Annotated in this window: 26 protein-coding genes; 17 read left to right on the forward strand and 9 right to left on the reverse strand. The window is 46.9% G+C overall.

All coding sequences use genetic code 11. The features are described 5' to 3' along the window. Nucleotides 1-30: 30 nt before the first annotated feature. Both A4G20_05870 and A4G20_05875 read left to right on the forward strand, forming a co-directional pair. Nucleotides 31-243 (forward strand): 50S ribosomal protein L31, encoded by a 213-nt coding sequence (locus tag A4G20_05870; GenBank protein QIW15893.1) that lies wholly within the window; start codon nt 31-33, stop codon nt 241-243. Between the two features lie 81 nt (nt 244-324). Next, nucleotides 325-1,215 carry a transcriptional regulator IlvY gene (locus A4G20_05875; protein QIW15894.1) on the forward strand — a complete coding sequence of 297 codons (891 nt, stop codon included), beginning with the start codon at nt 325-327 and terminating at the stop codon, nt 1,213-1,215. A 77-nt stretch (nt 1,216-1,292) separates the two neighbouring features. Here the strand turns inward: A4G20_05875 and A4G20_05880 are convergent, their stop codons facing one another. After that, nucleotides 1,293-1,649, reverse strand: coding sequence for a hypothetical protein (locus A4G20_05880; GenBank protein QIW16862.1), 357 nt, complete (start codon nt 1,647-1,649; stop codon nt 1,293-1,295). A gap of 421 nt (nt 1,650-2,070) precedes the next feature. On the opposite strand from A4G20_05880, the gene A4G20_05885 reads away from it, so the two are divergent. Then, nucleotides 2,071-2,673, forward strand: coding sequence for a transposase (locus A4G20_05885; protein QIW16863.1), 603 nt, complete (start codon nt 2,071-2,073; stop codon nt 2,671-2,673). Nucleotides 2,674-2,799: 126 nt separating this feature from the next. Here the strand turns inward: A4G20_05885 and A4G20_05890 are convergent, their stop codons facing one another. Beyond that, a complete protein-coding gene (locus A4G20_05890; protein ID QIW15895.1) occupies nt 2,800-4,203 on the reverse strand; it encodes an asparagine--tRNA ligase in 1,404 nt (467 codons plus the stop codon). Nucleotides 4,204-4,627: 424 nt separating this feature from the next. Between A4G20_05890 and A4G20_05895 the strand changes: the two genes are divergently transcribed. Both A4G20_05895 and A4G20_05900 read left to right on the forward strand, forming a co-directional pair. Next, on the forward strand, nt 4,628-5,938 hold the full coding sequence (locus A4G20_05895) for a 3-phosphoshikimate 1-carboxyvinyltransferase (protein QIW16864.1): 1,311 nt from the start codon (nt 4,628-4,630) through the stop codon (nt 5,936-5,938). Nucleotides 5,939-5,957: 19 nt separating this feature from the next. After that, nucleotides 5,958-6,677 (forward strand): tRNA (cytosine(32)/uridine(32)-2'-O)-methyltransferase TrmJ, encoded by a 720-nt coding sequence (locus A4G20_05900; GenBank protein ID QIW16865.1) that lies wholly within the window; start codon nt 5,958-5,960, stop codon nt 6,675-6,677. A 106-nt stretch (nt 6,678-6,783) separates the two neighbouring features. Here the strand turns inward: A4G20_05900 and A4G20_05905 are convergent, their stop codons facing one another. The 5 genes from A4G20_05905 to A4G20_05925 all read right to left on the reverse strand — a co-directional run bounded on the left by A4G20_05905 (nt 6,784) and on the right by A4G20_05925 (nt 9,687). Further along, nucleotides 6,784-7,740 (reverse strand): ABC transporter substrate-binding protein, encoded by a 957-nt coding sequence (locus A4G20_05905; protein ID QIW15896.1) that lies wholly within the window; start codon nt 7,738-7,740, stop codon nt 6,784-6,786. 122 nt (nt 7,741-7,862) lie between these two features. Further along, nucleotides 7,863-8,327, reverse strand: a complete 465-nt coding sequence (locus tag A4G20_05910; protein ID QIW15897.1) for a hypothetical protein — start codon at nt 8,325-8,327, stop codon at nt 7,863-7,865. After that, entirely contained in the window at nt 8,327-8,647 is a 321-nt protein-coding gene (locus tag A4G20_05915) for a hypothetical protein (protein QIW15898.1), read from the reverse strand. Before A4G20_05915 ends, A4G20_05910 begins: the two co-directional genes overlap by 1 nt. Further along, nucleotides 8,644-9,246: a non-canonical purine NTP pyrophosphatase, RdgB/HAM1 family gene (locus A4G20_05920; protein ID QIW15899.1), complete on the reverse strand. Its 603-nt coding sequence runs from the start codon at nt 9,244-9,246 to the stop codon at nt 8,644-8,646. The genes A4G20_05915 and A4G20_05920 overlap by 4 nt, the downstream gene beginning before the upstream one ends. Nucleotides 9,247-9,297: 51 nt before the next feature. Then, nucleotides 9,298-9,687 carry a transcriptional regulator gene (locus tag A4G20_05925; GenBank protein QIW15900.1) on the reverse strand — a complete coding sequence of 130 codons (390 nt, stop codon included), beginning with the start codon at nt 9,685-9,687 and terminating at the stop codon, nt 9,298-9,300. A gap of 120 nt (nt 9,688-9,807) precedes the next feature. Between A4G20_05925 and A4G20_05930 the strand changes: the two genes are divergently transcribed. The 3 genes from A4G20_05930 to A4G20_05940 all read left to right on the forward strand — a co-directional run bounded on the left by A4G20_05930 (nt 9,808) and on the right by A4G20_05940 (nt 12,502). Beyond that, nucleotides 9,808-10,407, forward strand: a complete 600-nt coding sequence (locus A4G20_05930) for a hypothetical protein (protein QIW15901.1) — start codon at nt 9,808-9,810, stop codon at nt 10,405-10,407. Between the two features lie 273 nt (nt 10,408-10,680). Further along, nucleotides 10,681-12,003 carry an L-cystine transporter tcyP gene (locus A4G20_05935; GenBank protein ID QIW15902.1) on the forward strand — a complete coding sequence of 441 codons (1,323 nt, stop codon included), beginning with the start codon at nt 10,681-10,683 and terminating at the stop codon, nt 12,001-12,003. A gap of 76 nt (nt 12,004-12,079) precedes the next feature. Beyond that, nucleotides 12,080-12,502, forward strand: a complete 423-nt coding sequence (locus A4G20_05940) for a hypothetical protein (protein QIW15903.1) — start codon at nt 12,080-12,082, stop codon at nt 12,500-12,502. 142 nt (nt 12,503-12,644) lie between these two features. Here the strand turns inward: A4G20_05940 and A4G20_05945 are convergent, their stop codons facing one another. Next, a complete protein-coding gene (locus A4G20_05945; GenBank protein ID QIW15904.1) occupies nt 12,645-13,280 on the reverse strand; it encodes an endonuclease III in 636 nt (211 codons plus the stop codon). Nucleotides 13,281-13,294: 14 nt separating this feature from the next. After that, nucleotides 13,295-14,068, reverse strand: a complete 774-nt coding sequence (locus A4G20_05950) for a hypothetical protein (protein QIW15905.1) — start codon at nt 14,066-14,068, stop codon at nt 13,295-13,297. A gap of 243 nt (nt 14,069-14,311) precedes the next feature. Here A4G20_05950 and A4G20_05955 point away from each other — a divergent pair, with 243 nt between their 5' ends. The 9 genes from A4G20_05955 to A4G20_05995 all read left to right on the forward strand — a co-directional run bounded on the left by A4G20_05955 (nt 14,312) and on the right by A4G20_05995 (nt 23,981). Next, nucleotides 14,312-15,955: an oligopeptide ABC transporter substrate-binding protein OppA gene (locus tag A4G20_05955; protein QIW15906.1), complete on the forward strand. Its 1,644-nt coding sequence runs from the start codon at nt 14,312-14,314 to the stop codon at nt 15,953-15,955. A 133-nt stretch (nt 15,956-16,088) separates the two neighbouring features. After that, nucleotides 16,089-16,376, forward strand: coding sequence for a 50S ribosomal protein L25 (locus A4G20_05960; protein QIW15907.1), 288 nt, complete (start codon nt 16,089-16,091; stop codon nt 16,374-16,376). A 368-nt stretch (nt 16,377-16,744) separates the two neighbouring features. Then, entirely contained in the window at nt 16,745-17,323 is a 579-nt protein-coding gene (locus tag A4G20_05965) for an RNA polymerase sigma factor RpoE (protein ID QIW15908.1), read from the forward strand. Between the two features lie 40 nt (nt 17,324-17,363). After that, nucleotides 17,364-17,900 carry a transcriptional regulator gene (locus tag A4G20_05970; protein QIW15909.1) on the forward strand — a complete coding sequence of 179 codons (537 nt, stop codon included), beginning with the start codon at nt 17,364-17,366 and terminating at the stop codon, nt 17,898-17,900. A gap of 315 nt (nt 17,901-18,215) precedes the next feature. Then, the gene (locus tag A4G20_05975; GenBank protein QIW15910.1) at nt 18,216-18,644 is read left to right on the forward strand and encodes a universal stress protein; all 429 of its coding nucleotides are present in this window, start codon (nt 18,216-18,218) and stop codon (nt 18,642-18,644) included. A gap of 201 nt (nt 18,645-18,845) precedes the next feature. After that, the gene (locus A4G20_05980) at nt 18,846-21,476 is read left to right on the forward strand and encodes an alanine--tRNA ligase (GenBank protein QIW15911.1); all 2,631 of its coding nucleotides are present in this window, start codon (nt 18,846-18,848) and stop codon (nt 21,474-21,476) included. 85 nt (nt 21,477-21,561) lie between these two features. Next, the gene (locus A4G20_05985; protein QIW15912.1) at nt 21,562-21,750 is read left to right on the forward strand and encodes a carbon storage regulator; all 189 of its coding nucleotides are present in this window, start codon (nt 21,562-21,564) and stop codon (nt 21,748-21,750) included. A gap of 110 nt (nt 21,751-21,860) precedes the next feature. Further along, a complete protein-coding gene (locus tag A4G20_05990; protein QIW15913.1) occupies nt 21,861-22,748 on the forward strand; it encodes a UTP--glucose-1-phosphate uridylyltransferase in 888 nt (295 codons plus the stop codon). Between the two features lie 183 nt (nt 22,749-22,931). Further along, nucleotides 22,932-23,981, forward strand: a complete 1,050-nt coding sequence (locus A4G20_05995; GenBank protein ID QIW15914.1) for a rod shape-determining protein — start codon at nt 22,932-22,934, stop codon at nt 23,979-23,981. The last annotated feature ends 35 nt before the right edge of the window (nt 23,982-24,016 follow it).

A 24,016-nucleotide genomic window follows, 5' to 3' on the forward strand; every position in this document is an offset into this window, starting at 1 on the left:
ATGGCGATATGGCTTCTTTAGAGGTTCCCCATGAAACAAGGTATTCACCCGAATTACACTGAAATTACTGCAACCTGCTCTTGCGGTAATGTGATCAAAACTCGCTCTACAGTGGGTAAAGACTTAAACCTAGATGTGTGCGGCAACTGCCACCCATTCTATACAGGTAAACAACGTGTTGTTGATACAGGCGGCCGTGTTGAGCGCTTCAACAAACGTTTCAGCATTCCAAGCACAAAATAAGCGCTTGAAAGCAAGCAAAGCCCCGCAAATGTGGGGCTTTCTTGTATGCAAGCGGTCTGAAATCCCCACTTTTTTGCAAAAATGGACTTCCAAAGCCTTAAACTTTTCCTCGATGTGGTGCAAAGCCGCAGTTTTATCCGCACGGCTGAACGCAATTATATGAGTGCTTCCACCCTTTCCCGCCAGATCCAACGGATCGAACAGGAAATGGGCCAGCCGCTTTTGCTACGAGATAATCGTCAGGTCAGCCTCACCGAAGCGGGGGAGCGTTTTCTACATTTTGCCCAACAAGCCTGGGCCGATTGGCAGCAGTTGCAACAGGAATTTTCCCCAGAAAAACAGGCCCTGGAAGGGGAGCTGAAGCTCTTTTGTTCGGTTACAGCTTCTTATAGCCACCTGCCAAGGCTCTTAACCCGCTTCCGCCAGCAATATCCTAAAGTGGAAATCAAGCTACTGACTGGCGATCCTGCCCAAGCGGTAAGCAAGGTGCAGTCCCTCCAGGCCGATCTTTCCCTGGCCGGTAAGCCTGAACACCTGCCAGCCAATATGGTTTTTCATTATATTGATGATATTACCCTTTCCTTGGTCGCCCCTCGGGTCGCCTGCCTGGCCACTCAACTCTTGCAGCAAGCCCCCATAGACTGGCAAAGCGTACCCTTTATCCTGCCCGAAGACGGCCCAGCCCGTAAGCGAATTGATGCCTGGTTTAAGGCACAAAAAATCAAAACCCCGCAGATTTATGCCACGGTGGCAGGCCACGAAGCCATCGTCCCCATGGTCGCCCTAGGCTGCGGCGTGGCCCTTTTGCCCGATGTGGTGCTGCAACAAAGCCCCATGAATAACCAGGTTTCTTATGTCGATCTGCCTGCGCCTATTTCACCTTTTGAGCTGGGTATCTGCGTGCAGGAAAGAAGATTGCAAGAGCCGATTGTGAGGGCGTTTTGGGATGTGTTAGGAGGATTTACCATCTAGTACGAGTCGTGCTCGTTGTGGTACTAAGTCCAGGAATGGGAATAACCCCATACGGTTTGTATGGGGTTAGGGGGGAATTACATAAAGTAACCTGTTGGCGTAACGCTCTTATCTTCAAAGAAGCGGATAAGGCCAATGACCACACGGAAAATATACCAGGCTCCAATAGCAAAAATGACCAAGAAGCCAATGCCGATGACGCTAAGTACAGCACCGGCAATCAAGCCTAGGGCCGTGACCCAAAAGGTTCTAAATAAAAAGGCAATGTGATCTTGATAAATGGTGCCCTGCATTTCTTGGCGTTTTACATAGGCCATAATCACGCCGACCACGGCAGTCAGCCCGCCAACAAAGACGCTTAAACCAAACAAAACATAAATGGCCAGCATATAGTTACGCTGGGAATCGGTGTAAGGAACAGGTAGGTTATTCATAATCTCTCCGAAAAAAAAAGGCATAATAGACAAAATAGTTGCTAAAAAGTGGCTTAAAGCCTTATAGTACAAGGCTTTAAGCCCTCTTTTTGAAAAATGAACAAAAAACTGCCTTTTCTGCCAAAGTGCGAATATCAAGAAACATGGTAAACAAAATAACATTCAGCGTTATTATTGTAATCAATGCCATAAAACCTTTACCCATCAAAAGAAATTAGACCCAATACAGATCTGGGATGATTACACTTCAGGAAAACAAACTTATCAACAGCTTGCCAATAAGTATCATTGTTCGGTTAGAACTATCCAAAGATATATTGATAAAGCTCCTAAAACATTATTACATCCACCTCAAAGCACATCGCTTAATATAATTATGGACACTACCTTTTTTAAGCGTAATTTCGGCGTATTAGTGTTAATGGACTCTCATACAAAGAAAGTGGTATTTCACTGTTTTGTAAGAACAGAAAAAGACGTTTACTATAAGCTGGCACTTAATAGATTGAGAGAAAAAAGCTATATAATACAATCCATTACCTGTGATGGTAGGCGAGGTCTGATGAAGGACTTGTTCAATGCACCTGTGCAGATGTGTCAGTTTCATATGGTTGCAATAGTGATGAGAAAACTCAGAAAAAAGCATCAATCACAAGCGGGAAAAGAATTAAAAGTTATCGTAAAAACACTGGTGGAGAGTTCAAAAAATGAATTTTACAAACGCCTTCATTATTGGTATTTAAAACATGAAGAGTATTTAAAAGAAAGAAGTGATAAGCCAAATGAAAAGGGATATTTACCTTATAAGCATCGTAGTGTTAGAGGGGCTTATGCAAGCCTTAAATGGTATATGAAATATTTATTTACTTTTGAAGAACGGTCAGATTTAAATATAGAAAGGACAACAAATAGGCTTGAAGGGCTATTTAAACATATGAAGCGACAGTTAAATAATCATAATGGATTAAGCAAAAAACATAAAGCCATGTTTATAAAGGATTTTTTGAATAAAAATAGCTGCTAACATTTTAGAAAATAAACATTAGCAACTATTTTGTCCACTTGGCATAGTTTTTGACGAATCAGCAACTATTTTGTCTACTATGCCAAAAAAAAGCCCTCTAGGGAAAACCTTAGAGGGCCAATTTGTTTAAAAGTTCGCGTTGCGTGGTGAACGTGGGAATGGGATCACTTCACGGATGTTCTGTAAGCCGGTTACATAGACAATCAAACGCTCAAAGCCAAGGCCAAAGCCTGCGTGCGGAACCGTGCCGTATTTACGCAGGTCACGGTACCACCAGTAGTCTTCTTTGACCAGGCCCATCTCTTCCATACGCTTATCTAGCACATCCAAACGCTCTTCACGTTGGGAACCGCCGATGATTTCGCCAATGCCTGGGGCCAGAACGTCCATGGCCGCCACGGTCTTGCCATCATCATTTAAACGCATATAGAAGGCCTTGATGTCTTTCGGGTAGTTTTTCACCACCACTGGCGACTTGAAGTATTCTTCGGCCAGATAGCGTTCGTGTTCAGAGGAAAGATCAATCCCCCATTCCACTGGGAATTCGAATTTCTTGCCAGATTTAAGTAGGACTTCGATGGCATCGGTATAGTCAATTTGGGCGAAGTCGGAATTGACGAATTGCTCCAAGCGGGTAATGACATTGCTGTCCACATGTTTGGCGAAGAATTGCAGATCGTCCTGGCGTTCAGCCAAGACCGCCTTAAAGACGTATTTGAGCATATCTTCGGCCAATTTGGCATTGTCGGCCAGGTCAGCAAAGGCCACTTCTGGTTCTACCATCCAGAACTCAGCCAAGTGGCGGGTGGTGTTGGAGTTTTCGGCACGGAAGGTTGGACCGAAGGTGTAGATCTTACCTAGGGCACAGGCGTAGGTTTCGCCGTTTAACTGGCCTGATACGGTTAAGAAGGATTCCTTGCCGAAGAAGTCTTGGCTGAAATCTACCTGGCCATTTTCGCCCCGTGGTAGGTTTTCTAAATCTAGGGTAGATACCCGGAACATTTCGCCTGCTCCTTCGGTATCAGAAGCTGTGATAAGTGGAGTGGCGACCCAGTAGAAGCCCTGCTCATGGAAGAAGCGGTGGATGGCCTGGGCCAGGCAGTGACGGACACGGGCCACTGCACCGATCAGGTTGGTACGTGGGCGGAGGTGGGCCACTTCACGCAGGTATTCAATGGAATGACGTTTGGCAGCCATTGGGTAGGTATCTGGATCTTCCACCCAACCTAGCACTTCAACCTTAGTGGCTTGGAGTTCAACCGCTTGGCCTTCAGCTGGCGATTCTACAATCACACCGGTTACCACAACAGAGCAACCTGTTGTTAAACGGAGGACTTCAGACTGGTAATTTTCAATATCGTTATTAACAATGGCTTGGATAGGATCGAAGCAGGAGCCATCATAAATGGCTAAGAAGGAAAGGCCTGCTTTGGAGTCACGGCGGGTACGCACCCAACCACGGACAGACACGGTTTGACCAACCGCAACCTTGCCTGAAAGCACTTCAGACACAGTAGGAAATGTGGACATGTTTACCTCAGTTTTTTGAATATTTATTGCTAAATCTAATGTCGAAATAAAATCCCCTCCCCCGCTTGCGGGGGAGGGTTAGGGTGGGGGATTGCCGTAGGCAAGAAGCGGTATTAAAAACAGTAAAATTTGCAAAATTTTCTGAAATTTTGACCGCTTATTATATTAGGCCCCCCACCCCCGCCCTCCCCGCAAGCGGGGGAGGGGGTTATTTCACGCTGGACACGCTCCAGTTAAGAGCAATGGCCAGACAAAATAGTTTTCAAATTATAGCCTTATTCCCCTCCTGATTGTATTGTTTTTTCCACCCAAAAAGCGAAATTTGCAAATAAAGGGCAAATTTCTCCCGCTTCTTATTTTAAATCCTGGCAAATTGCGGTATAAAAAGCCCCTTGCAAACACATTATTAAAGGAAAGCATGACCATGGAACAACTCACTCTCCAGCCCATTTCCCGTGTAGAGGGCCAAATCAACCTGCCAGGCTCCAAGAGCCTGTCCAACCGAGCCTTGCTCTTGGCCGCTCTTGCTCAAGGCAGGACCCAGGTGACCAACCTCCTCGACAGCGACGACATCCGCCATATGCTCAAGGCCCTCAAGGCTTTGGGGGTAAACTACCAGCTCTCTGACGATAAGACCATCTGCACAGTTGAGGGCTTGGGTGGGGCCTTCCGCTGGCAAAATGGCCTCTCCCTCTTCTTGGGCAATGCTGGCACAGCCATGCGGCCGCTGACCGCAGCCCTCTGCCTTAAAGGAGAAGCGGAAGCAGAAGTGATTTTAACCGGCGAACCCCGCATGAAGGAGCGGCCAATTAAGCATTTAGTTGATGCCCTCAAACAAGTAGGAGCCAGTGTCCAATACCTAGAAAACGAGGGCTATCCGCCTGTGGCCATTCGTAATACCGGCCTTAAGGGCGGCAAGGTGCAGATCGATGGCTCCATCTCCTCCCAGTTCTTAACCGCCCTGCTTATGGCAGCCCCACTGGCCGAGGGCGATATGGAAATTGAGATTATGGGAGACTTGGTCTCCAAGCCCTATATTGATATTACGCTTGCCATGATGGCCGATTTTGGCGTAACGGTTGAAAACCAGGCCTATCAACGCTTTCTGGTCAAGGGTAATCAAACCTACCGTTCCCCACAAAAATATATGGTTGAGGGGGATGCCTCTTCAGCCTCTTACTTCCTCGCAGCGGGAGCCATTAAAGGCAAGGTGCGAGTGACCGGGATTGGGAAAAAATCCATCCAGGGCGACCGCTTGTTTGCTGATGTGCTGGAAAACATGGGGGCTAAAATCACCTGGGGCGAGGACTTTATTGAAGCCGAGCGGGGTGAGCTTAAGGGCATTGATATGGACATGAACCACATCCCTGATGCGGCCATGACCATTGCCACCACCGCCCTTTTTGCTGAGGGGGAAACCGTGATCCGCAATATCTACAACTGGCGGGTCAAGGAAACCGATCGCCTGGCAGCCATGGCGACCGAACTGCGTAAGGTGGGGGCGACCGTGGAAGAGGGCCAAGACTTTATCCGCATTCAGCCCCTAGCCCTAACGGACTTTAAGGAGGCAGAAATTGCAACCTACAACGATCACCGAATGGCCATGTGCTTTGCCCTAGTTGCCCTTTCCGACACGCCAGTGACCATTCTCGATCCAAAATGCACGGCCAAGACCTTCCCGACCTTCTTTGCCGAGTTTGAAAAGGTTTCCGTGCGGGAAGCACAAGCGGATTAAAAAGGACGAAAACTTGCAAATGGCAGATCAAGATTTATTAAACCAGATCCACATCGTACTGGTGGAACCCTCCCACAGCGGCAATATTGGCTCGGCGGCCCGGGCCATGAAAACCATGGGCTTAAATAACCTGCGCCTGGTTGCTCCCAAGCAGGGTATTGATGAACAGGCCCAGGCCTTGGCCGCAGGGGCAAAAGATGTGCTTGAACAAGCTCAAATTTTTACCTCTTTTGAAGATGCTCTAGCTGATTGCCAGTTGGTTATCGGCACCAGTGCCAGACTTCGCCACTTGCAAGCCAGCCTGATTGAGCCTAGAGCTTGTGGAGAACTGGCTGTCCAGCGAGCAGGGCAGGGCAAGGTGGCTATCGTTTTCGGACGAGAACGGGTGGGGCTGACCAATGAAGAACTGCTCAAATGCCATTACCATCTTAACGTGCCGACCAATCCTGAATATGGTTCGCTTAACCTGGCCATGGCCGTACAACTAGCCGCCTATGAAGTGCGAATGGCCTGGCTCAATTTGCAAGAAAAGACAGAAACCCAACCGCTTGCCAGCTATCCATCTTTTGACGAGCTAGAACACTTCTTCCAGCATACCGAAAGGGTTTATCGGGATCTAGGCTTTATCCGCAACGAGGGCGTGATGGCCAAACTCCGCCGCCTCTATCAACGGGCAGAGTTGGAGCAAAATGAATTGAATTTATTGAGAGGAATGCTGACGGCAGTGGAGAGAAAGTAGAGGTTTCAAGGATAGCGCCAGCCTCCAGGCTGGTGATGATAAGATACTGATATATAAGGCACCAGCCTGGAGGCTGGCGCCATCAGTGAATATCCTTAGGCCATTGCTAGAAGGTTTCTTTAGCCTCTTTAACCAGATCCTCAGGCACATTCACACCTAATTCTTTGGCGGTTTGTTGGTTTATGGAAAGATCTAAATCTTTTAAATCCGCCGTTGGAATGCTGCCTGCTTTCTCGCCTCGTAAAACACGGGCAGCCACCTTGCCAGTTTCCACGCCAATATCATATTGGTTGATGGAGTAGGCGGCTAAAGCGCCACGTTTTACGGTGTCACGGTCGGCGGCAATCACAGGGATCTTGGCTTCAAGAGCGGCCTTGTGGAGGGCTTCATAGGCGGAAACCACGCCATTGTCTTCAGTAATGTAGATGGCCTGAACCTTGCCATTGAGGCTGCGGGCAGCGGTGCCGATGTCTGCACTGCGTTGCACGGCCACAGGCACAACCTTAATGCCCGCTGCTTGGGCGGCCGTTTCTAATTCTTCCAAGACAAAGACGGAATTCACTTCCCCGGCGCTATAAACATAGCCCAAACTTTTCACCTCTGGCACCAAGGTTTTAATCAGCTCTAACTGCGGTTCAATAGGCTTGTGATCGGAAATGCCAGTTACGTTGGTGCCAGAGGCTTCACGGGATTTAACTAGCTTAGCGGCCACAGGATCGGTAATGCCTGAAAAAACGATAGGGATAGAGCGGGTTGCTGCCACAACAGGCTGGGCTGATGGGGTAGTGATTGGAATGATGATGTCCACCTTGTCGCCAACGAATTTACGGGCAATTTGAGCGGCGGTTGCTGTGCTGCCTTGGGCAGATTGGAAGTCAATTTTGATGTTCTTGCCATCAACAAAACCTTCACGAGCTAATTCTTCCACAATGCCCTGACGGATGGTGTCTAAGGCTGGGTGTTCAACAATGGCGGTGATGCCGACATTTTTAAGGCCTTCTGCAAAGCTGTTAAGGGAAAGGGCACCAAGGGCGGCCACTAAAAGGGTTTTGCGTAAATTCATGTGAAACTCCTGAAAAATAAAATCTGTATCAATGTACTATCATAATAGTACAAACTGGAAATAAGATAAACAATTTAGGCAGGCTTTGCAAGAGGGAGAAAGAAAAATTTACAATTTAGGCACTAAACCTCATCAATCACCAGCTCAAACCAGTCAATCACATCTTTCTCATGTACACCGTGTTTGATCAGAATATTGGCCTTTTGAACCGAATGAGGATCTTTAGAAATTAGCGGGTGCCAGTCAAAGAGGGGCTTGCCCTCATAAAGCAGGCGGTAGGCACAGGTTTGGGGCAGCCAGCCGAAATCGGGCAGGTTCTTTTTGGTCAGCTTGGTGCAGTTGCTTTCCAGTTTAAAGCGGTTGGCATAGTTGGTGCAACGTCCTGTTTCTACATCCAAGAGGTTGCAGGCCACACGGGTGTAGTAGAGCCGCTCCCGCCGGCCGCGGCCTTGGATGTATTTGCGGTAGCAGCATTTGCCGCAGCCATCGCAGAGGGCCTCCCATTCGGCTTCATTCATCTCTAGGAGCGATTTGGTCTGCCAGAAGCCTTCTGCAAGCGGGGCATTTTCGGCCTTTTTTTGCAACATTAACGCACCACAACGGCCGTGCCGGTTGCCACCACAATAAACATACCCTTATCGCCGCCCATGGATTGGTATTCCATCGACACGCCCACCACGGCATTGGCGCCGACCTTTTGGGCTTCCTTTTCCAGTTCCTTGAGGGCATTTTTGCGGGAGTGGTTGAGCTTGCTTTCATAAACGCCCGAACGGCCGCCGATCACATCGGTAATGCTGGCAATAAAATCCCGAATAAAGTTGGCACCTGAAACGACCTCGCCAAAGACCAGGCCCTTGTATTCCACGATTTGCTTGCCCTCAATGCTTGGGGTGGTGGTAATAATCATAATGAAACTCCGAGTTGTTGTTTAAGGGATTGTAGGGCGCGGGCGCGATGGGAAATCTGCTTCTTGCGGGCTGATTCCAACTGGGCAAAGGTGCAGTTTTCTTCAAAGGAGAAGAAAATCGGGTCGTAACCAAAGCCGTTTTCGCCCCGAAATTCCCGTAAGATCTGGCCTTGGTATTCGCCCAGAGCAATAATGGGGTTGGGGTCAAGTTCGTGACGCAGGAAGACTAGGCAGGTCACAAATTTGGCCGTGCGGGCTTCATCAGGCGTGTCGGCCAGCTTGGCCAGTACCTGTTCACAGTTAGCACGGTAATTATGCTCCTCTCCTGCATAGCGGGCGGAATAGAGGCCGGGTTCGCCATTTAAGGCGTCCACACACAGGCCAGAATCATCAGCAATGGCCGGCAGGTCAGTCATCTTGGCTGCAAAACGAGCCTTTAAGAGGGCATTTTCCACAAAGGTTAGGCCGGTTTCCTCAACAGAGGGCAGGTTGAACTGGGTTTGCGGCAGGACTTCAAAGCCAAAGCCTGACAGAATATCCGCCATTTCCTTAACCTTATCTTGATTGCCCGTGGCCAGCACGATTTTGGTTTTTTGCATAGAAGAACTCCTTTTGAGGAGGAATTATACTGTAAGCCTAGTTTTAAGGCATTACTTTTGTAGATGGCTTTTGGCCATTGCATCTAAAAAGTTGATAAAACTGCGTTTTTGTTCGGTAGAGAGTTGCGACCAATGGTAATCCAAACGCATTTTTAGAGCATCGCTTCTGACGGGGACATAGGTGCGTTCATCACTAAAGGTAAGGCCGTTTGCTTGGCTATCAGCAAAAAACCAGCTGATGGGAGTGTCAAGTATAACGGCTATATTAACCAAATGGGCAACGTTGATTTTGGTTGCACCACGTTCATAGCGTGAGAACTGCTGTTGTGATACCCCGATTTGCTCTGCTAAATTTTCTGCACTTAGCCCAACTTCTTTGCGGCGTTGCTGTATCCGTTTACCTATTGCCAAATCGACTTCGGCAGCGACAAATCTGCTCATTGATCTTCCTCAAATATTTACTCAATGAACGATATTTTTCTTATTTTTACGCTTGCAATGATTGTTGTCATGTTGTAAATTTGAGTAAATACTCAACCAATGACTAAATGAGGTCTTTTTATGAAAAACATCAAACATTTATCACTTGCAACTCTAGTGTTGGCTCTCGCCGCATGTGGCGGAGGTGGTGGAGCTGGCACGGCTCAAACCCCTGATGGCGAAAAAATCAACTTAGAATTAAGTGACAAAGGGCAGATCGGCGGCAAGACACAAGAAGGCATTTTTGTTGGACAAAACAATAATGCTTCTTTCTATGGAGCTTGGCAAAAGGATGATAAATCCTTACATGAATTGCGTTATCAAGGTACAAAAACGGAAATTTTACCTCGAGGATCAGCAACTTATTTTGGTGATAGCTACTGGATTAGTGGCTGGACTGGAAATGTTGCCAATGGTGGTAAAACACGTTTAGATGTGGATTTTGATAATAAAACTATTGAGGGCAGTATTGATTATACCCTTGCTGAAGGCAGACGGGATATTACCTTACATAAAACCAACCTATCGGGTGCAGAGTTTTCAGGAAAAGCTAGTGTATTGCTTAATGACAGTGGAACTTATAAAGGGGCCTTATTTGGAAAAAATGCTGAAGAAGCCGCTGGCCTTGTTGAGTTTAGTAATAACAGCAGTTTAAACACTTCGTTTGGCGGAAAACGCTAATTTTCCCTCCTATAAATAGGCTGAAAGGCGATTGGGGAGCTTGTCACTCCATAAACTTTTTGGCCATTTTATCCAATATCTCAATACCTTAACCACCTTTAGGCACGTTTACCAAGTGCTTCATCAAGCGGTGCAAAATCCCTATTTTTCTGCAAATATTCCTTTGGGTATCATTCTAAATAACTTTTGGTTATAAGATACAGAAAAAGGATCTTTGCCCTTAAAAGTGATCGTTTTAGCATAGGCACAATTTTTACTTACTTAGGGAACAATATGATTTTACTAAACTTAGCAGTCTTCGCCTTGGGGCTTGTGCTCTTGGCCAAGCTCTATCGCAGCAGTCAAAAACTGGGCCAAACCGTCTTTATCGCCCTCCTTTTGGGGCTTGCAAGCGGGGCCATTTTGCAGATTTTTTACAATAAGGATGTGATTAACGGCACCTTGGATTGGGTAAACCTCATCGGCAATGGCTATGTGCGTTTGCTGCAAATGATCGTGATGCCGCTGGTCTTTATTTCTATTTTATCGGCCATTACCCGCCTTAACCAGGCCTCTTCCTTGGGCAAGATCAGCTTTAGCGTGCTGTCCGTGCTGCTGGTCACCACGGCCATTTCTGCGGCCATCGGTATTGCCATGGTATATCTCTTTGACCTCTCGGCCGAAGGCCTGGTGGCTGGCGAGCGTGAATTGGCGGCTCAAGCCCGTGTAGAGGGCAGGGTAGATACGGTTAGCAACCTAAGTGTGCCGGCCATGCTTCTGTCCTTTATTCCAAGAAACCCTTTTGCGGAACTGACTGGAGCCAACCCAACCTCCATTATCAGCACGGTGATCTTTTCCGCCCTCTTGGGCTTGGCGGCCTTGAGTTTAGGCCGTGAAGACCAGGCCTTGGGCGAGCGTATTAGCCAAGGCGTGGACACCCTCAACAAGCTTATTATGCGTTTGGTGCGTTTTGTCATTCGCCTGACCCCTTACGGCGTTTTTGCCCTTATGATTAAGATGGCAGCTACATCGGCCTGGGCAGATATTGTCAATCTGGGCGGCTTTATTGTGGCTTCTTATGCAGCCATTATCTTGATGTTTATCGTGCATGGGATTTTGCTATTTTTGGCCAAAATCAACCCGCTTGATTACTACAAAAAGGTTTGGCCAACCCTGAGTTTTGCCTTTACCTCTCGATCCAGTGCGGCCACTCTCCCACTCAACATTGAAACCCAGACTAATAAATTGGGCAACAACAGCGTGATTGCCAACTTTTCCGCCACCTTTGGGGCAACTATTGGCCAGAACGGCTGTGCGGGGATTTACCCGGCCATGTTGGCGGTGATGGTGGCGCCAACCGTGGGGGTGGATCCGTTTAGCTTGCAATATATTGCCACTCTGATTTTGGTGGTGGCTATCTCTTCCTTTGGGATTGCTGGCGTGGGCGGCGGGGCAACCTTTGCAGCTATTGTGGTCTTGTCTAGCCTCAACTTGCCGCTGGCCTTGGTGGGCTTGCTGATTTCCATTGAGCCGCTCATTGATATGGGCAGAACGGCCTTGAATGTGAATGGCGCCATGGTGGCTGGTACGATCAGTAATAAGTGGCTTAAGGACTAAGCCAGATTTTGATTAAGGCAAAAACTAGGCTATAATCCGCCAGTTTTTGCCTTCTTTATTTTTAGGAATTTTTTTGATGTTTAAATCATCTTTAGTGCTTTTTTCTGCTGCCGCTTTGGCCGCCTGTTCTGGCTCCCAGCCAACCTTTCAAACCATTTCGGACAAGCAAATGCAGGCCTATATTGTGGCAGCCAACCAGGCTGAACAATGCCTCTATCCGCAGATCCAACAGATGAATAACCAGGTTCATGCTTTTTATGAGTCCTTGCCTATCAATGAAACGGCTTTTTTGCATACTTATAGCGATGAATTGTTAAAGCAGGAAATTGGGGAGACGGCCTTTGACAATATTCAGCGTAATACCCAGGCAAGAGAATATTTTGAAAAACAATTTACCCGTTTAAACCACTCCAAACCCACCAAACTTAATCCGCAGTTTTGTGCAGAAACCAGGCTGAAACAGCGGGAGTTTTTGGGCCAGTATGGGCGGGTGATTTAAAAATCTCCCTCCGCCTTCGGCACCTCACTGATGGCGCCAGCCTCCAGGCAGGTGCCTTATTTTTTAAGAGTGATGAGCACCAGCGAGGACGCTGGCGCTATCTATAGTAGATTGGGGCAAATGTGATTTGCCCCTACAAACCTCAAATCTCCGTCTTTTCCTTATACTCACACAAATCTTCAATCAAACAAGAACCACAGCGAGGCTTGCGGGCGATGCAGGTATAACGGCCGTGGAGAATAAGCCAGTGGTGGACATCCACCTTAAATTCGGCAGGCACGACTTTTAGCAATTTTTCCTCTACCTTCACCACATCCTTACCTGGGGCAAAGTTGGTGCGGTTGGCTACCCGAAAGATATGGGTATCGACTGCAATAGTGGGGTGGCCAAAGGCCGTGTTAAGTACCACATTGGCCGTTTTTCGCCCTACGCCAGCCAAGGCTTCTAGGGCTTCTCGGGATTCAGGCACTTGGCTATTATGTTTTTCAATTAAGTCCCGACAGGTTTTGATAATGTTTTCTGCCTTGCTGTTGAAAAGCCCGATGGTCTTGATGTATTCCTTAAGCCCATCTACGCCCAGGGCCAAAATGGCTTCGGGGGTATTGGCCACAGGGAAGAGCTTATCTGTGGCCTTATTCACGCCCTTGTCGGTGGCCTGGGCAGATAAGATTACGGCAATTAACAGCTCAAAGGGGGAGCTGAAATTGAGTTCCGTGGTGGGGTGGGGGTTGTTGTCCCGTAAGCGACTTAAGATTTCGACACGTTTTGCTTGGTTCATATCTCTCTAAATACCTATCCTAAAAACGAAAAATAGCCCTGATCCCACAACATCTTGCCCACCATCACCAGGGAAATGGTCACGATCATAGGGCGAATAAGTTGTTTGCCCTTGGTCACCACCATTCTAGCCCCCATGGCTCCGCCAATAAACTGGCCGATCATCATAATCAAGCCCACCTTCCATAAAATTGCCCCGCCCAGCATAAAGAAAATCAGGGAGGCCAGGTTGGAGGTAAAATTCAAGACCTTGGCATGGGCAACAGCTTTAGGCAGGTTAAAGCCCAGCAAAAGCACAAAGGCCAGGGTGAAAAAAGATCCTGTGGCAGGGCCAAAGAGCCCATCATAAAAGCCAATGCCTAGGGCCGCTGTAAAGGCGAAAAGCGGAAAGCTGATACGCTGCTTACGATCTTCCTCGCCAATGCTGGGGCTAAAGAGGAAATAAAGGGCAATGATGAGGACTAAGAAGGGCAGGATAACCTTGAGCTGATCCACATCTAACATTTGCACCAGTATTGTACCTGCACTTGCCCCTAAAAAGGTCAATAAAATCAATAGGCTAATCTGACGTAAATTAACGGCCTTTTGGCGAATGAAATAGAGGGAGGCCGAAAAAGATCCGCCACAGGCCTGGAGCTTGTTGGTGCCCAGAGCTACAGCAGGCGGCAGGCCAGCAGCCAAGAGGGCAGGGATGGTAATCAGTCCGCCCCCACCTGCGATGGAGTCAATAAAACCTGCGACTGTGGCCGCAATAAATAAGAGTGCTAATACGTCAAAACCTAATTCCATAAGTCCCCACAAGCGGTTGAAAAAGTGAAAAAATTTGCAAGCAAGAGTAGCATTTCTTGGCTGGCTTGTTAATGGCCAAATGAGGTAAGGCAGGCATAAGGGGCAGAAAATCTGATTTGGCTTCAAACTAAATCTTTATTTTGTGAAAGAGATCACGTTTTTGAAAGTAAATGGCTTGTTAAAAAAAGGTGATTAGGGTAATTTACGCCCCGTTTATTTCCCCAAAATCAGAGGTTAAACCCCATGCAAGCGCAAAAACAACTAAAAAAACTCTTTACCCTTTCCCTCCTAGGCAGCCTTGTGGCCTTTTCCCACCAAGCTTTTGCGGCCAAGGTGCCAGCGGGTGTTGAGCTGGCTGCCAAACAAGAAATTGCCCTGCAAACGACAGCGGAAGTGAGTACGCTTGACCCGCAAAAGGCGTCAGGCGTGCCGGAATCCCGTGTCCTGCGCCAATTATCGGAGGGCTTGGTGATTACCGATGAGGCCGATAATATCATTCCAGGCGTGGCAGAGCGCTGGGAAAGTTCGCCTGATTTTAAAGAATGGACCTTCCACCTGCGTCAAGATGCCAAGTGGTCAAACGGCGATCCTGTCACTGCTCAAGACTTCGTTTTTGCCTGGCAGCGCTTGGTTGATCCTGCAACTGCCTCCCCTTATGCCTCTTATTTGAACTTTATGCAGCTAGAAAATGCGGCCAAAGTTGTAGCAGGCCAAGCACCTAAGGAAAGTTTAGGCGTTAAAGCCCTGGATGATCACACCCTGCAACTGACTCTTGAGGCCTCTGTGCCTTATGCGGTGGAGCTAACCCAACACTCCTCACTTATGCCGGTTCATCGTGCTTCTGTAGAAAAATATGGCGATAACTGGACGGCCGCAGATAAGTTTATCGGCAATGGTGCTTATAAAATCAGCAACCGAGTGATTAACGAAAAATTAGAGCTAGTGCGTAACGACCAGTACTGGAATGATAAGGAAACCGTGATTGATAAGGCCACCTTTGTTGTGCTGGGTGAAAGTGCAGGCATTAACCGCTTCCGTTCAGGAGACCTAGACGTTGCGATGATGCCACAACCCCTCTACAAGGATGCAAAATTCCAGCAAGAATATGGCTCGCAGATCCACAAGTTCCAGAAATTAGGCACCTTTATCTATAAATTCAATATGAATAAGGCTCCACTAGACGATGTTCGGGTGCGTAAGGCCTTGGATTTAGGGGTAGATCGGGATGTGATTGCTCATAAGGTGCTGGGCTTTGGTCAAAAACCAACCTTTACCTTTACCCCTGACTACATCGGCGCAGGCGAAAAAATCCAACAGCCTGAATATGCTAAATGGACTCAGCAGGAGCGTAATGAAGAAGCCAAGAAACTCTTGCGGGAAGCAGGCTTTAGCAAGCAAAATCCACTCAAGGCAGAATTGCTCTATAACACCAACGATGGCTTAAAAACCATCGCCATTGCAGTGGGTTCTATGTGGAAAACCAACCTTGATGGCATGGTTAATATCAGCCTCAAAAACCAAGAGTGGAAAACCTTCTTAGACATGAAAAAACAAGGCAACTACGAGATCATTTTCTCTGCCTGGAGTGCCGACTACAACGAAGCCAGCACCTTCTTGACCTACTTCTTGTCTAACAGTGAGCAAAATACCTCAGGCTTTAAGAGCGAGAAATTTGATGCTTTAATTGCTCAATCCTATGAAGCCAAAACCGAGGACGAGCGGGCAGAAATCTATGCCCAAGCAGAAGCTGAGCTAGACAGCCACCACCCATTTGTTGCTCTTTACCACTATGCTGGCCTCTTTATTAAGAACCCGAAACTCAAGGGCTATGAAGGCAAGAGCGCCCAAGACAACTACCGCATTAAAGATTTCTACCTTGAAAAATAGAAAAGGCTTTATTTTTTAAGCGATTTGGATTAAAATGCCCCTCGACCGACTGTTCAAGTCGGTCGAGTTATTTATAGGGAATAGCTGGGTCGCCTGCTATTTAATTTAAACCTTTTATTAGAGAATAAAAAAAATGTCATTTACATTTGAAGCTGAAGTACGTTTAACGCAAGGTAAGGGTGCGAGCCGCCGCCTGCGTCACAATGATCAAGTGCCTGCCATCATCTACGGTGGTTCAGAAGCGCCTTTATCAATCGTTTTAGACCACAACAAAGTAAACAACGCCCAAGTTCACGATGCGTTCTATGCTGAAGTTTTAACGATTGTTGTTGGCGGTAAAGAAGAGAAAGTGAAGGTTCAAGCCATCCAACGCCACCCAACCAAACCAAAATTAGTGCACTTAGACTTTAAACGTGCTTAATTCTTAGCATAAAAAGAAATGATAAAGCACTTTGATTCCTGTCAAAGTGCTTTATTTTTTGGATTATGTCGCTATGCTCATAGAACTGAAAGACGGTTGGTGAGCTTGTCGAACCATAAGTCTTTCAGTGTCGTGTGGCACAAAACTTATGCTTCGACAGGCTCAGCAACCGTTTTGTGCAAGTGCTACATGAGTGTACAATCAATCTACACGTTGATTTTTTCAGCAAACACAATACTTTTGCAAATTTTTAAAGAATTTCCCCCGCTTGAATGAACTTTTTTTAAATCTAAGCCACTAACCCAACGTAAGTGATCTAGAAACAAGAAAAATAAAGAAGGCAGCGAAGTTTAGGAGAATGCCGATAGATGAGTGAGCAAATCACCGATCAGGAATTAGTTGAACGTACGCAAAAAGGTGATAAAAAAGCATTTAATTTACTGGTGGTACGTTATCAAAACCGAGTAGCAGGCTTGCTAACTCGCTATGTTTCACGGGATGACATCCCCGATATTGTGCAAGAATCTTTTATCAAGGCCTATCGCTCCTTAGACAGTTTCCGGGGTGAAAGTGCTTTTTATACTTGGCTTTACCGCATTGCGGTAAACACCGCAAAGAATCATTTAACTTCCTTAGGCCGTCGCCCGCCCAAAGAAGATATTTTGGCCGAAGATGCAGAAAGCTACGATAGCGGCAGTCAGTTGCGTGACACCGACACGCCTGAAAACCTAGTGCTTTCTGATGAGCTTAAACGCATTGTATTTGATACCATCGAAAATTTGCCAGACGAATTGAAAACCGCCATCACCCTGCGGGAGATAGAAGGTTTAAGTTATGAGGAAATCGCCGAGGTCATGCAATGCCCAGTTGGAACAGTACGTTCCCGTATTTTCCGTGCTCGAGAAGCCATTGATGCAAAAGTAAACCCGCTAATGCAACAGCATTAGTTTAGAAATTGTGCAGAATTCAAGTAGATTGGAGTAAATTATGCAAGAGAAAGAAACCCTATCGGCCTATATGGATGGCAACCCAGCCGAGGGTCATTTCGTTGATACCTTGGTAAAAAGTCCTGAGTTACAAAAAACCTGGGCCAGCTACCACACCATTCGCAGTGTCATGCGGGGCGAAGAGCAGCTTTTAGGCCTGGATTTCAGTGCCAAAATGGAAGCCTTGATTGAACAAGAACAAATGGGTTCAGAAACCCAAGCGCCGAAAAAAGGTCTCCTGCTCAAATTAAAAGGCTGGAGCACCCCACTCCTGCAAGCAGGGATCGCAGCTTCTGTCTGCTTGATGGCTGTCGTAGGTGTTAATCTCTACAATGCTAACAGCAGCAGCGAAGTGGCCCAAGTTGAGCAGCCTGTTTTGCAAACCCTGCCCTTTACCAACACGGTTCAACAGGTCAGCTACCAAATTGCTAACCCTCAACAGCCTACCAAAGAGCAGTTGGAGTATCAGCAACAGCGTATCAACGAGCTGTTACAAAGCCACGAATTACAGCGCCATAGCACGCAACCAAATAAATAAATATCATCACAAAAAGCCACGATTTCGTGGCTTTTTTGCACTCTATGGTCGTGATATTGATAGGGCGTCTTGATGCTTTAAATATATAAAACAAGCAAGTTTATATTACCCCTTATTCCCCAGCCCCAAAGGGGCTGAAGATGCGTAACCTAGTACGGCTCTGCCGTGCTAGGCATAAATAGGTTGATTTTTATGCTTGAAACATCAATAGGCCTTAAATATTTCCCACCAATTTTCAAAAGTGTGATCTAGTCCAAGTTTTTTTGAAAATGAATATGTTAGGATAAAGCCATAACAGACCACCATAAGGAGTTCATTATGTACAAACATATTTTAGTTGCCGTTGATCTTTCCGAAGAAAGTCTGATCTTATTACGTAAGGGCGAGAGTTTGGCCAAACAGTGCGGGGCCAAATTGTCGGTCATTCATGTGGATGTGAATTTTTCCGATCTCTATACTGGCCTGATTGATATTAATATGTCTTCTGTACAAGACTCAGTCAGCAATGAAACCCTAGAGGCCTTGAATGAATTGGCAGGTAAAATTGATTATCCGCTGACAGAAAAACTCAATGGCACGGGCGATTTCAGCCAAGTCCTACAAGAAGCGGTGGATAATTACCAGGTTGATCTCTTGATTACTGGCCACCACCAAGACTTCTGGAGCAAGTTTGTCTCTTCCACTCGACAAGTCTTGAATACGGTATCTGTTGATATGTTGGTTGTGCCGCTGGCTGATGAATAACAAGCGGGGCATTTTAATCAAAAAATTGCAAATAAATCCCGAAAACAAACCGCTTGTTGGACGACAAGCGGTTTATTTTTGTAAAAGATAGGGAAATAGTCAGGTTTTTGCATGAAAAATCAGCATGAATGTTTTATAAAAAACCTAAAGTATGCAAGAATATGATGTATTTTGTCTTTATCCCTATTTAGAGTACGAAAAATGAAAACAACTTCTGACATCAGACAATCTTTTTTAGACTTTTTTAAAAGCCACGGCCATACGGTGGTGGAAAGTAGCTCCCTTGTGCCGGAGAACGACCCAACCCTGCTTTTTACCAATGCAGGCATGAACCAGTTTAAAGATGTATTCTTGGGCCTAGAAAAACGCCCTTACACCCGTGCTACCACAGCCCAACGCTGTGTGCGAGCTGGTGGCAAACATAATGATTTAGAAAATGTAGGTTATACCGCCCGCCACCATACCTTCTTTGAAATGATGGGTAATTTCAGCTTTGGCGATTATTTCAAGCACGATGCCATTCGTTTCGGCTGGGAATTTTTAACCTCGCCACAATGGCTGGGCCTGCCGAAAGAAAAACTTTACGTTACCGTCTATGAAACCGATGATGAGGCCTATGATATTTGGCACAAGGAAGTCGGTGTACCAGCCGATCACATTATTCGTATTGGCGACAATAAGGGCGCGCCTTATGCCTCAGATAACTTCTGGGCCATGGGCGATACAGGGCCTTGTGGGCCGTGTACTGAGATCTTCTACGATCATGGCGAAAGCCACTGGGGTGGCCTGCCGGGTACACCTGAAGAGGATGGCGACCGTTATATCGAAGTCTGGAACATCGTTTTCATGCAATTCAACCGTCAGGCCGATGGCGCCATGGAAAAATTACCAAAGCCATCGGTTGATACTGGAATGGGGCTTGAGCGGATGACCGCCGTGCTTCAGCATGTTAATTCCAACTACGAAATTGATATTTTCCAAACCCTGATTAAGGCCGTAGCAGATTTGTTAGGCGTGAGCGATTTAGACAATAAATCCCTGCGTGTGGTGGCCGACCACATCCGTGCCTGTTCTTACTTGATTGCTGACGGGGTTGTGCCGTCTAACGAAGGCCGTGGTTATGTATTACGCCGCATTATCCGCCGAGCTGTTCGCCACGGTAACATTTTAGGTGCTAAAGAAGCCTTCTTCTATAAATTAGTGCCTGTGCTTGCCCAGGTAATGGGTCAGGCTGGCCAAATTATTAGCCAAAAACAAGAACATATTGAGAAAACTCTCAAGGCTGAAGAAGAGCAGTTTGCCCGCACCCTTGAGCGTGGCTTGGCCCTATTGGAAGAGGCCTTGGCTAAGGTAGAAAACAAACAGCTTTCAGGCCAAGTTGCCTTTAGACTGTACGACACCTTCGGCTTCCCGCTAGATTTAACAGCCGATGTTTGTCGTGAACGTGAAATCACCATTGATGAAGCCGGCTTTGAGGCTGAAATGCAGGCCCAACGTGAGCGGGCCAAGGCCAGCAGTAACTTTGGCACAGACTACAACAATGTGATCAAGGTTGAAGGCTCAACCGAGTTTCTAGGCTATACCGAAACAGCGCTTGAGGGTGCTAAAGTGCTTGCCCTCTTTAGTAATGGCAAGGCTGTGGACAGCATTCAATCAGGCGAAAATGCGGTGGTTATCTTAGACAAAACGCCATTCTATGGTGAATCAGGGGGGCAAGTCGGTGATAGCGGCCTAATTTCAAAAGAAGATTGCAGTTTCTTCGCTGTAAACGATACTCAAAAATATGGATCGGTTTTCGGTCATATTGGTCAGCTTCGTTCAGGGACTCTCCAATTGGGTGATAAAGTTGCTTGTCAGATTAATGAAGCCCGCCGTCAGGCCATTACCCTTAATCACTCAGCTACCCACCTATTACATTCGGCCCTACGTCAGGTTTTAGGTGATCATGTGGCCCAAAAAGGCTCTTTGGTTAATGAAAACCTGCTTCGTTTCGATTTTTCTCAGCCAGAAGCCATTAGCAAGTCGCAATTAGAAGAAATTGAGCGTATTATTAACCGTAAGATCCGTGAAAATATTACCGTAACTACGGATGTTATGGATTTAGAGGCTGCCAAACAAAAAGGAGCCATGGCTCTCTTTGGCGAGAAGTATGGCGATAAGGTCCGTGTGGTGGGCATGAGTGAGTTTTCTGTCGAGTTATGTGGCGGGACACACGTTGGGCAAACCGGCCAGATTGGTTTATTCAAATTGGTCTCTGAAGGGGCCGTGGCCGCAGGCGTTCGCCGTGTGGAAGCCTTAACAGGTGAAAATGCTCTTGACTGGTTACACCACCAACAAAAAGTGATTCAACAGGGTGCAGAGCTGCTCAAGGCAGACAGCAATAGCCTAGTTGAAAAAATCCAACAACTACAAGACAAGGCCAAACGCACCGAGAAAGAATTGCAACAGCTCAAGGATAAGTTTGCCGCACAAGCGGGGACAGAATTGGCAAAATCTGCAAAACAAGTCAATGGTGTGAACTTGGTTGTTGAGAAACTTTCAGGCGTGGAAACCAAGGCCTTGAGAACCATGGTCGATGATCTGAAAAATCAACTGGGCACAGCCGTGATTGTCTTTGCCTCAGAGTTGGATGGCAAGGTTAATTTAGTGGTTGGGGTATCGCAAGATATCACCGACAAAATCAATGCGGGACAATTGGTTGGGCAGATGGCTCAAGCGGTTGGCGGCAAAGGGGGCGGCCGTGCAGATATGGCCATGGCTGGGGGGACACAGCCAGAGCATATCGAAGAGGCACTTGCCCTTGCGACGAATTGGATTCAAGCAAAACTTTAATCAATGAAGAGCGAAGCATAGGAGTTGCTTTACTCAGTTCTATAATATAGGAAGTTGTTATTATAGAGAAAACTAGGAGGCAACTATGTTAATTTTAACACGCAAGATTGGAGAGAGTTTACTGATCGGGGATGAAGTCGAAATTACCGTGCTAAGCGTGCGAGGCAATCAGGTAAAACTTGGGGTGAAAGCCCCCAAAGAAGTGGCTGTCCACCGTGAGGAAATCTACCAGCGCATCAAGGCATCAGAGGCTGAGTCCAATAATCAAAACTGATTTTTAGACTAGGGGCAAACAGGCCTCGCTACTGTTTTGTGTAATTTGTAAATTTTCAACCCAAACAAACCGCTTGCAGGATGTGCAAGCGGCATCTTTAAGGATATTTTATGAAAGTGATCATTCCTGTTGCGGGGCTTGGTACCCGTATGTTGCCTGCAACCAAGGCCATTCCAAAAGAAATGCTGACCATTGCAGATAAACCGCTGATTCAGTATATCGTCAATGAATGTGTGGCGGCAGGCATCAAGGAAATTGTTTTGGTGACGCACTCATCCAAGAATGCCATCGAAAACCACTTTGATACCTCTTTTGAGTTGGAAACCATGCTGGAAAAACGGGTAAAACGTCAGTTATTGGATGAAGTCCGTTCCATTGTGCCAAAAGATGTGACCATTATGCACGTCCGTCAAGGCCAGGCCAAGGGCCTAGGCCATGCGGTTTTATGTGGCCGTGCCTTGGTGGGTAATGAGCCTTTTGCGGTGGTTTTACCCGATGTGCTCTTGGCTGATTTTTCGGCTGATCAAAGCCGAGAAAACTTGGCAGCCATGATCAAGCGCTTTAAGGAAACAGGCAACAGCCAAATTATGGTGGCACCTGTCCCTCAAGAAAATGTCAGCAGCTATGGGATTGCTGACTGTGCAGGCGTGGACTTAGAAGCTGGCCTTAGTACGCCCGTTGTGAAATTGGTGGAAAAACCAAGCGTGGAAGAAGCACCGTCTAATTATGCGGTGGTCGGGCGTTATGTCTTCTCTGCGGCCATTTGGGATCTCTTAGCCAAAACCCCTGTGGGTGTGGGTGATGAAATCCAATTAACCGATGCCATTGATATGCTCTTGGCGAAAGAAACCGTGGAAGCCTTTAGGATGACGGGCAAAACCTTCGACTGTGGCGATAAATTAGGCTATATGGAAGCCTTTGTCGAATATAGCCTGCATCATAATAAGTGCGGAAAGGATTTTAAAACCTACCTCAAGAGCTTGCTCAAAACCCTTTAAGGCAAAATAGGCGGAATTAACCGCCTATTTTTTTGTCTCTATATAGGCCAAAGGCCTAAATTTTGCTGAAGGCAGATTATTTCATTGAATTAACAAGGGGTTTTTTGTTATATTTAGCAGGATTTTTCGCCTTAATCTGCGGTTAATGGCGGGCTGATTTTTATATTCAACGGATTTCACAATATGTTTAAAAAATTTCGAGGACTTTTCTCAAACGACCTTTCTATCGACCTTGGCACAGCCAATACCCTTATCTATGTAAAAGGCCAGGGCATCATCCTTGATGAGCCATCAGTGGTGGCAGTACGTCAAGACCGAATCGGGGCCAAAAGTATTGCAGCCGTGGGCAATGATGCCAAACTCATGCTAGGCCGTACCCCAAAAAGCATTGAAGCCATTCGCCCCATGAAAGATGGCGTGATTGCCAACTTCTTTGTGACAGAAAAAATGCTCCAGCACTTTATCAAACAGGTGCACAGTGGCAATTTTATGCGCCCAAGCCCACGGGTTTTGGTTTGTGTGCCAGCAGGGGCAACTCAGGTTGAACGCAAGGCCATTAAAGAATCGGCCATCGGTGCAGGCGCCCGTGAGGTTTATTTGATTGAAGAGCCAATGGCTGCTGCCATTGGTGCAGGCTTGCCAGTGCATGAAGCGACAGGCTCTATGGTGATTGACATCGGCGGTGGTACAACAGAAGTGGCTGTCTTATCCCTTAACGGCATTGTGCATTCAGCCTCTGTCCGCATTGGTGGCGATAAACTAGATGAAGCCATTGTAGCCTATGTCCGCCGCCATTTTGGTTCTGCTATCGGTGAAACCACGGCAGAACGGATTAAGAAAGAAATTGCCACGGCCTGCATCAAGGAAAATGATGAAATTAAAGCTATTGAAGTGCATGGCCATAACTTGGCAGAAGGGGCGCCGCGTACCTTTGAGCTTAATTCAAAACACGTTTTAGAAGCCATTGAACAGCCTTTAAGTGGCATTGTTGAAGCGGTTAAGGGCGTTTTAGAGCAATGCCCGCCAGAGCTGGCTGCGGATATTTTTGAGCGTGGCATGGTGCTGACAGGCGGTGGCGCACTCTTGCAAAACCTCGATGTCCTCCTTTCCCAAGCCACAGGCGTACCTGTCATTGTGGCCGAAGAGCCGCTAACCTGCGTAGCCCGTGGGGGCGGTAAAGCCCTAGATATGATCGACATGCACGGTGGCGATCTCTTTAGTGACGAAAGCTAAGTCCTTGAAATTGGCGATGTTCTCATCGCCAATCC

It is taken from the genome of Pasteurellaceae bacterium RH1A (assembly GCA_012221805.1).
GTDB lineage: Bacteria > Pseudomonadota > Gammaproteobacteria > Enterobacterales > Pasteurellaceae > RH1A.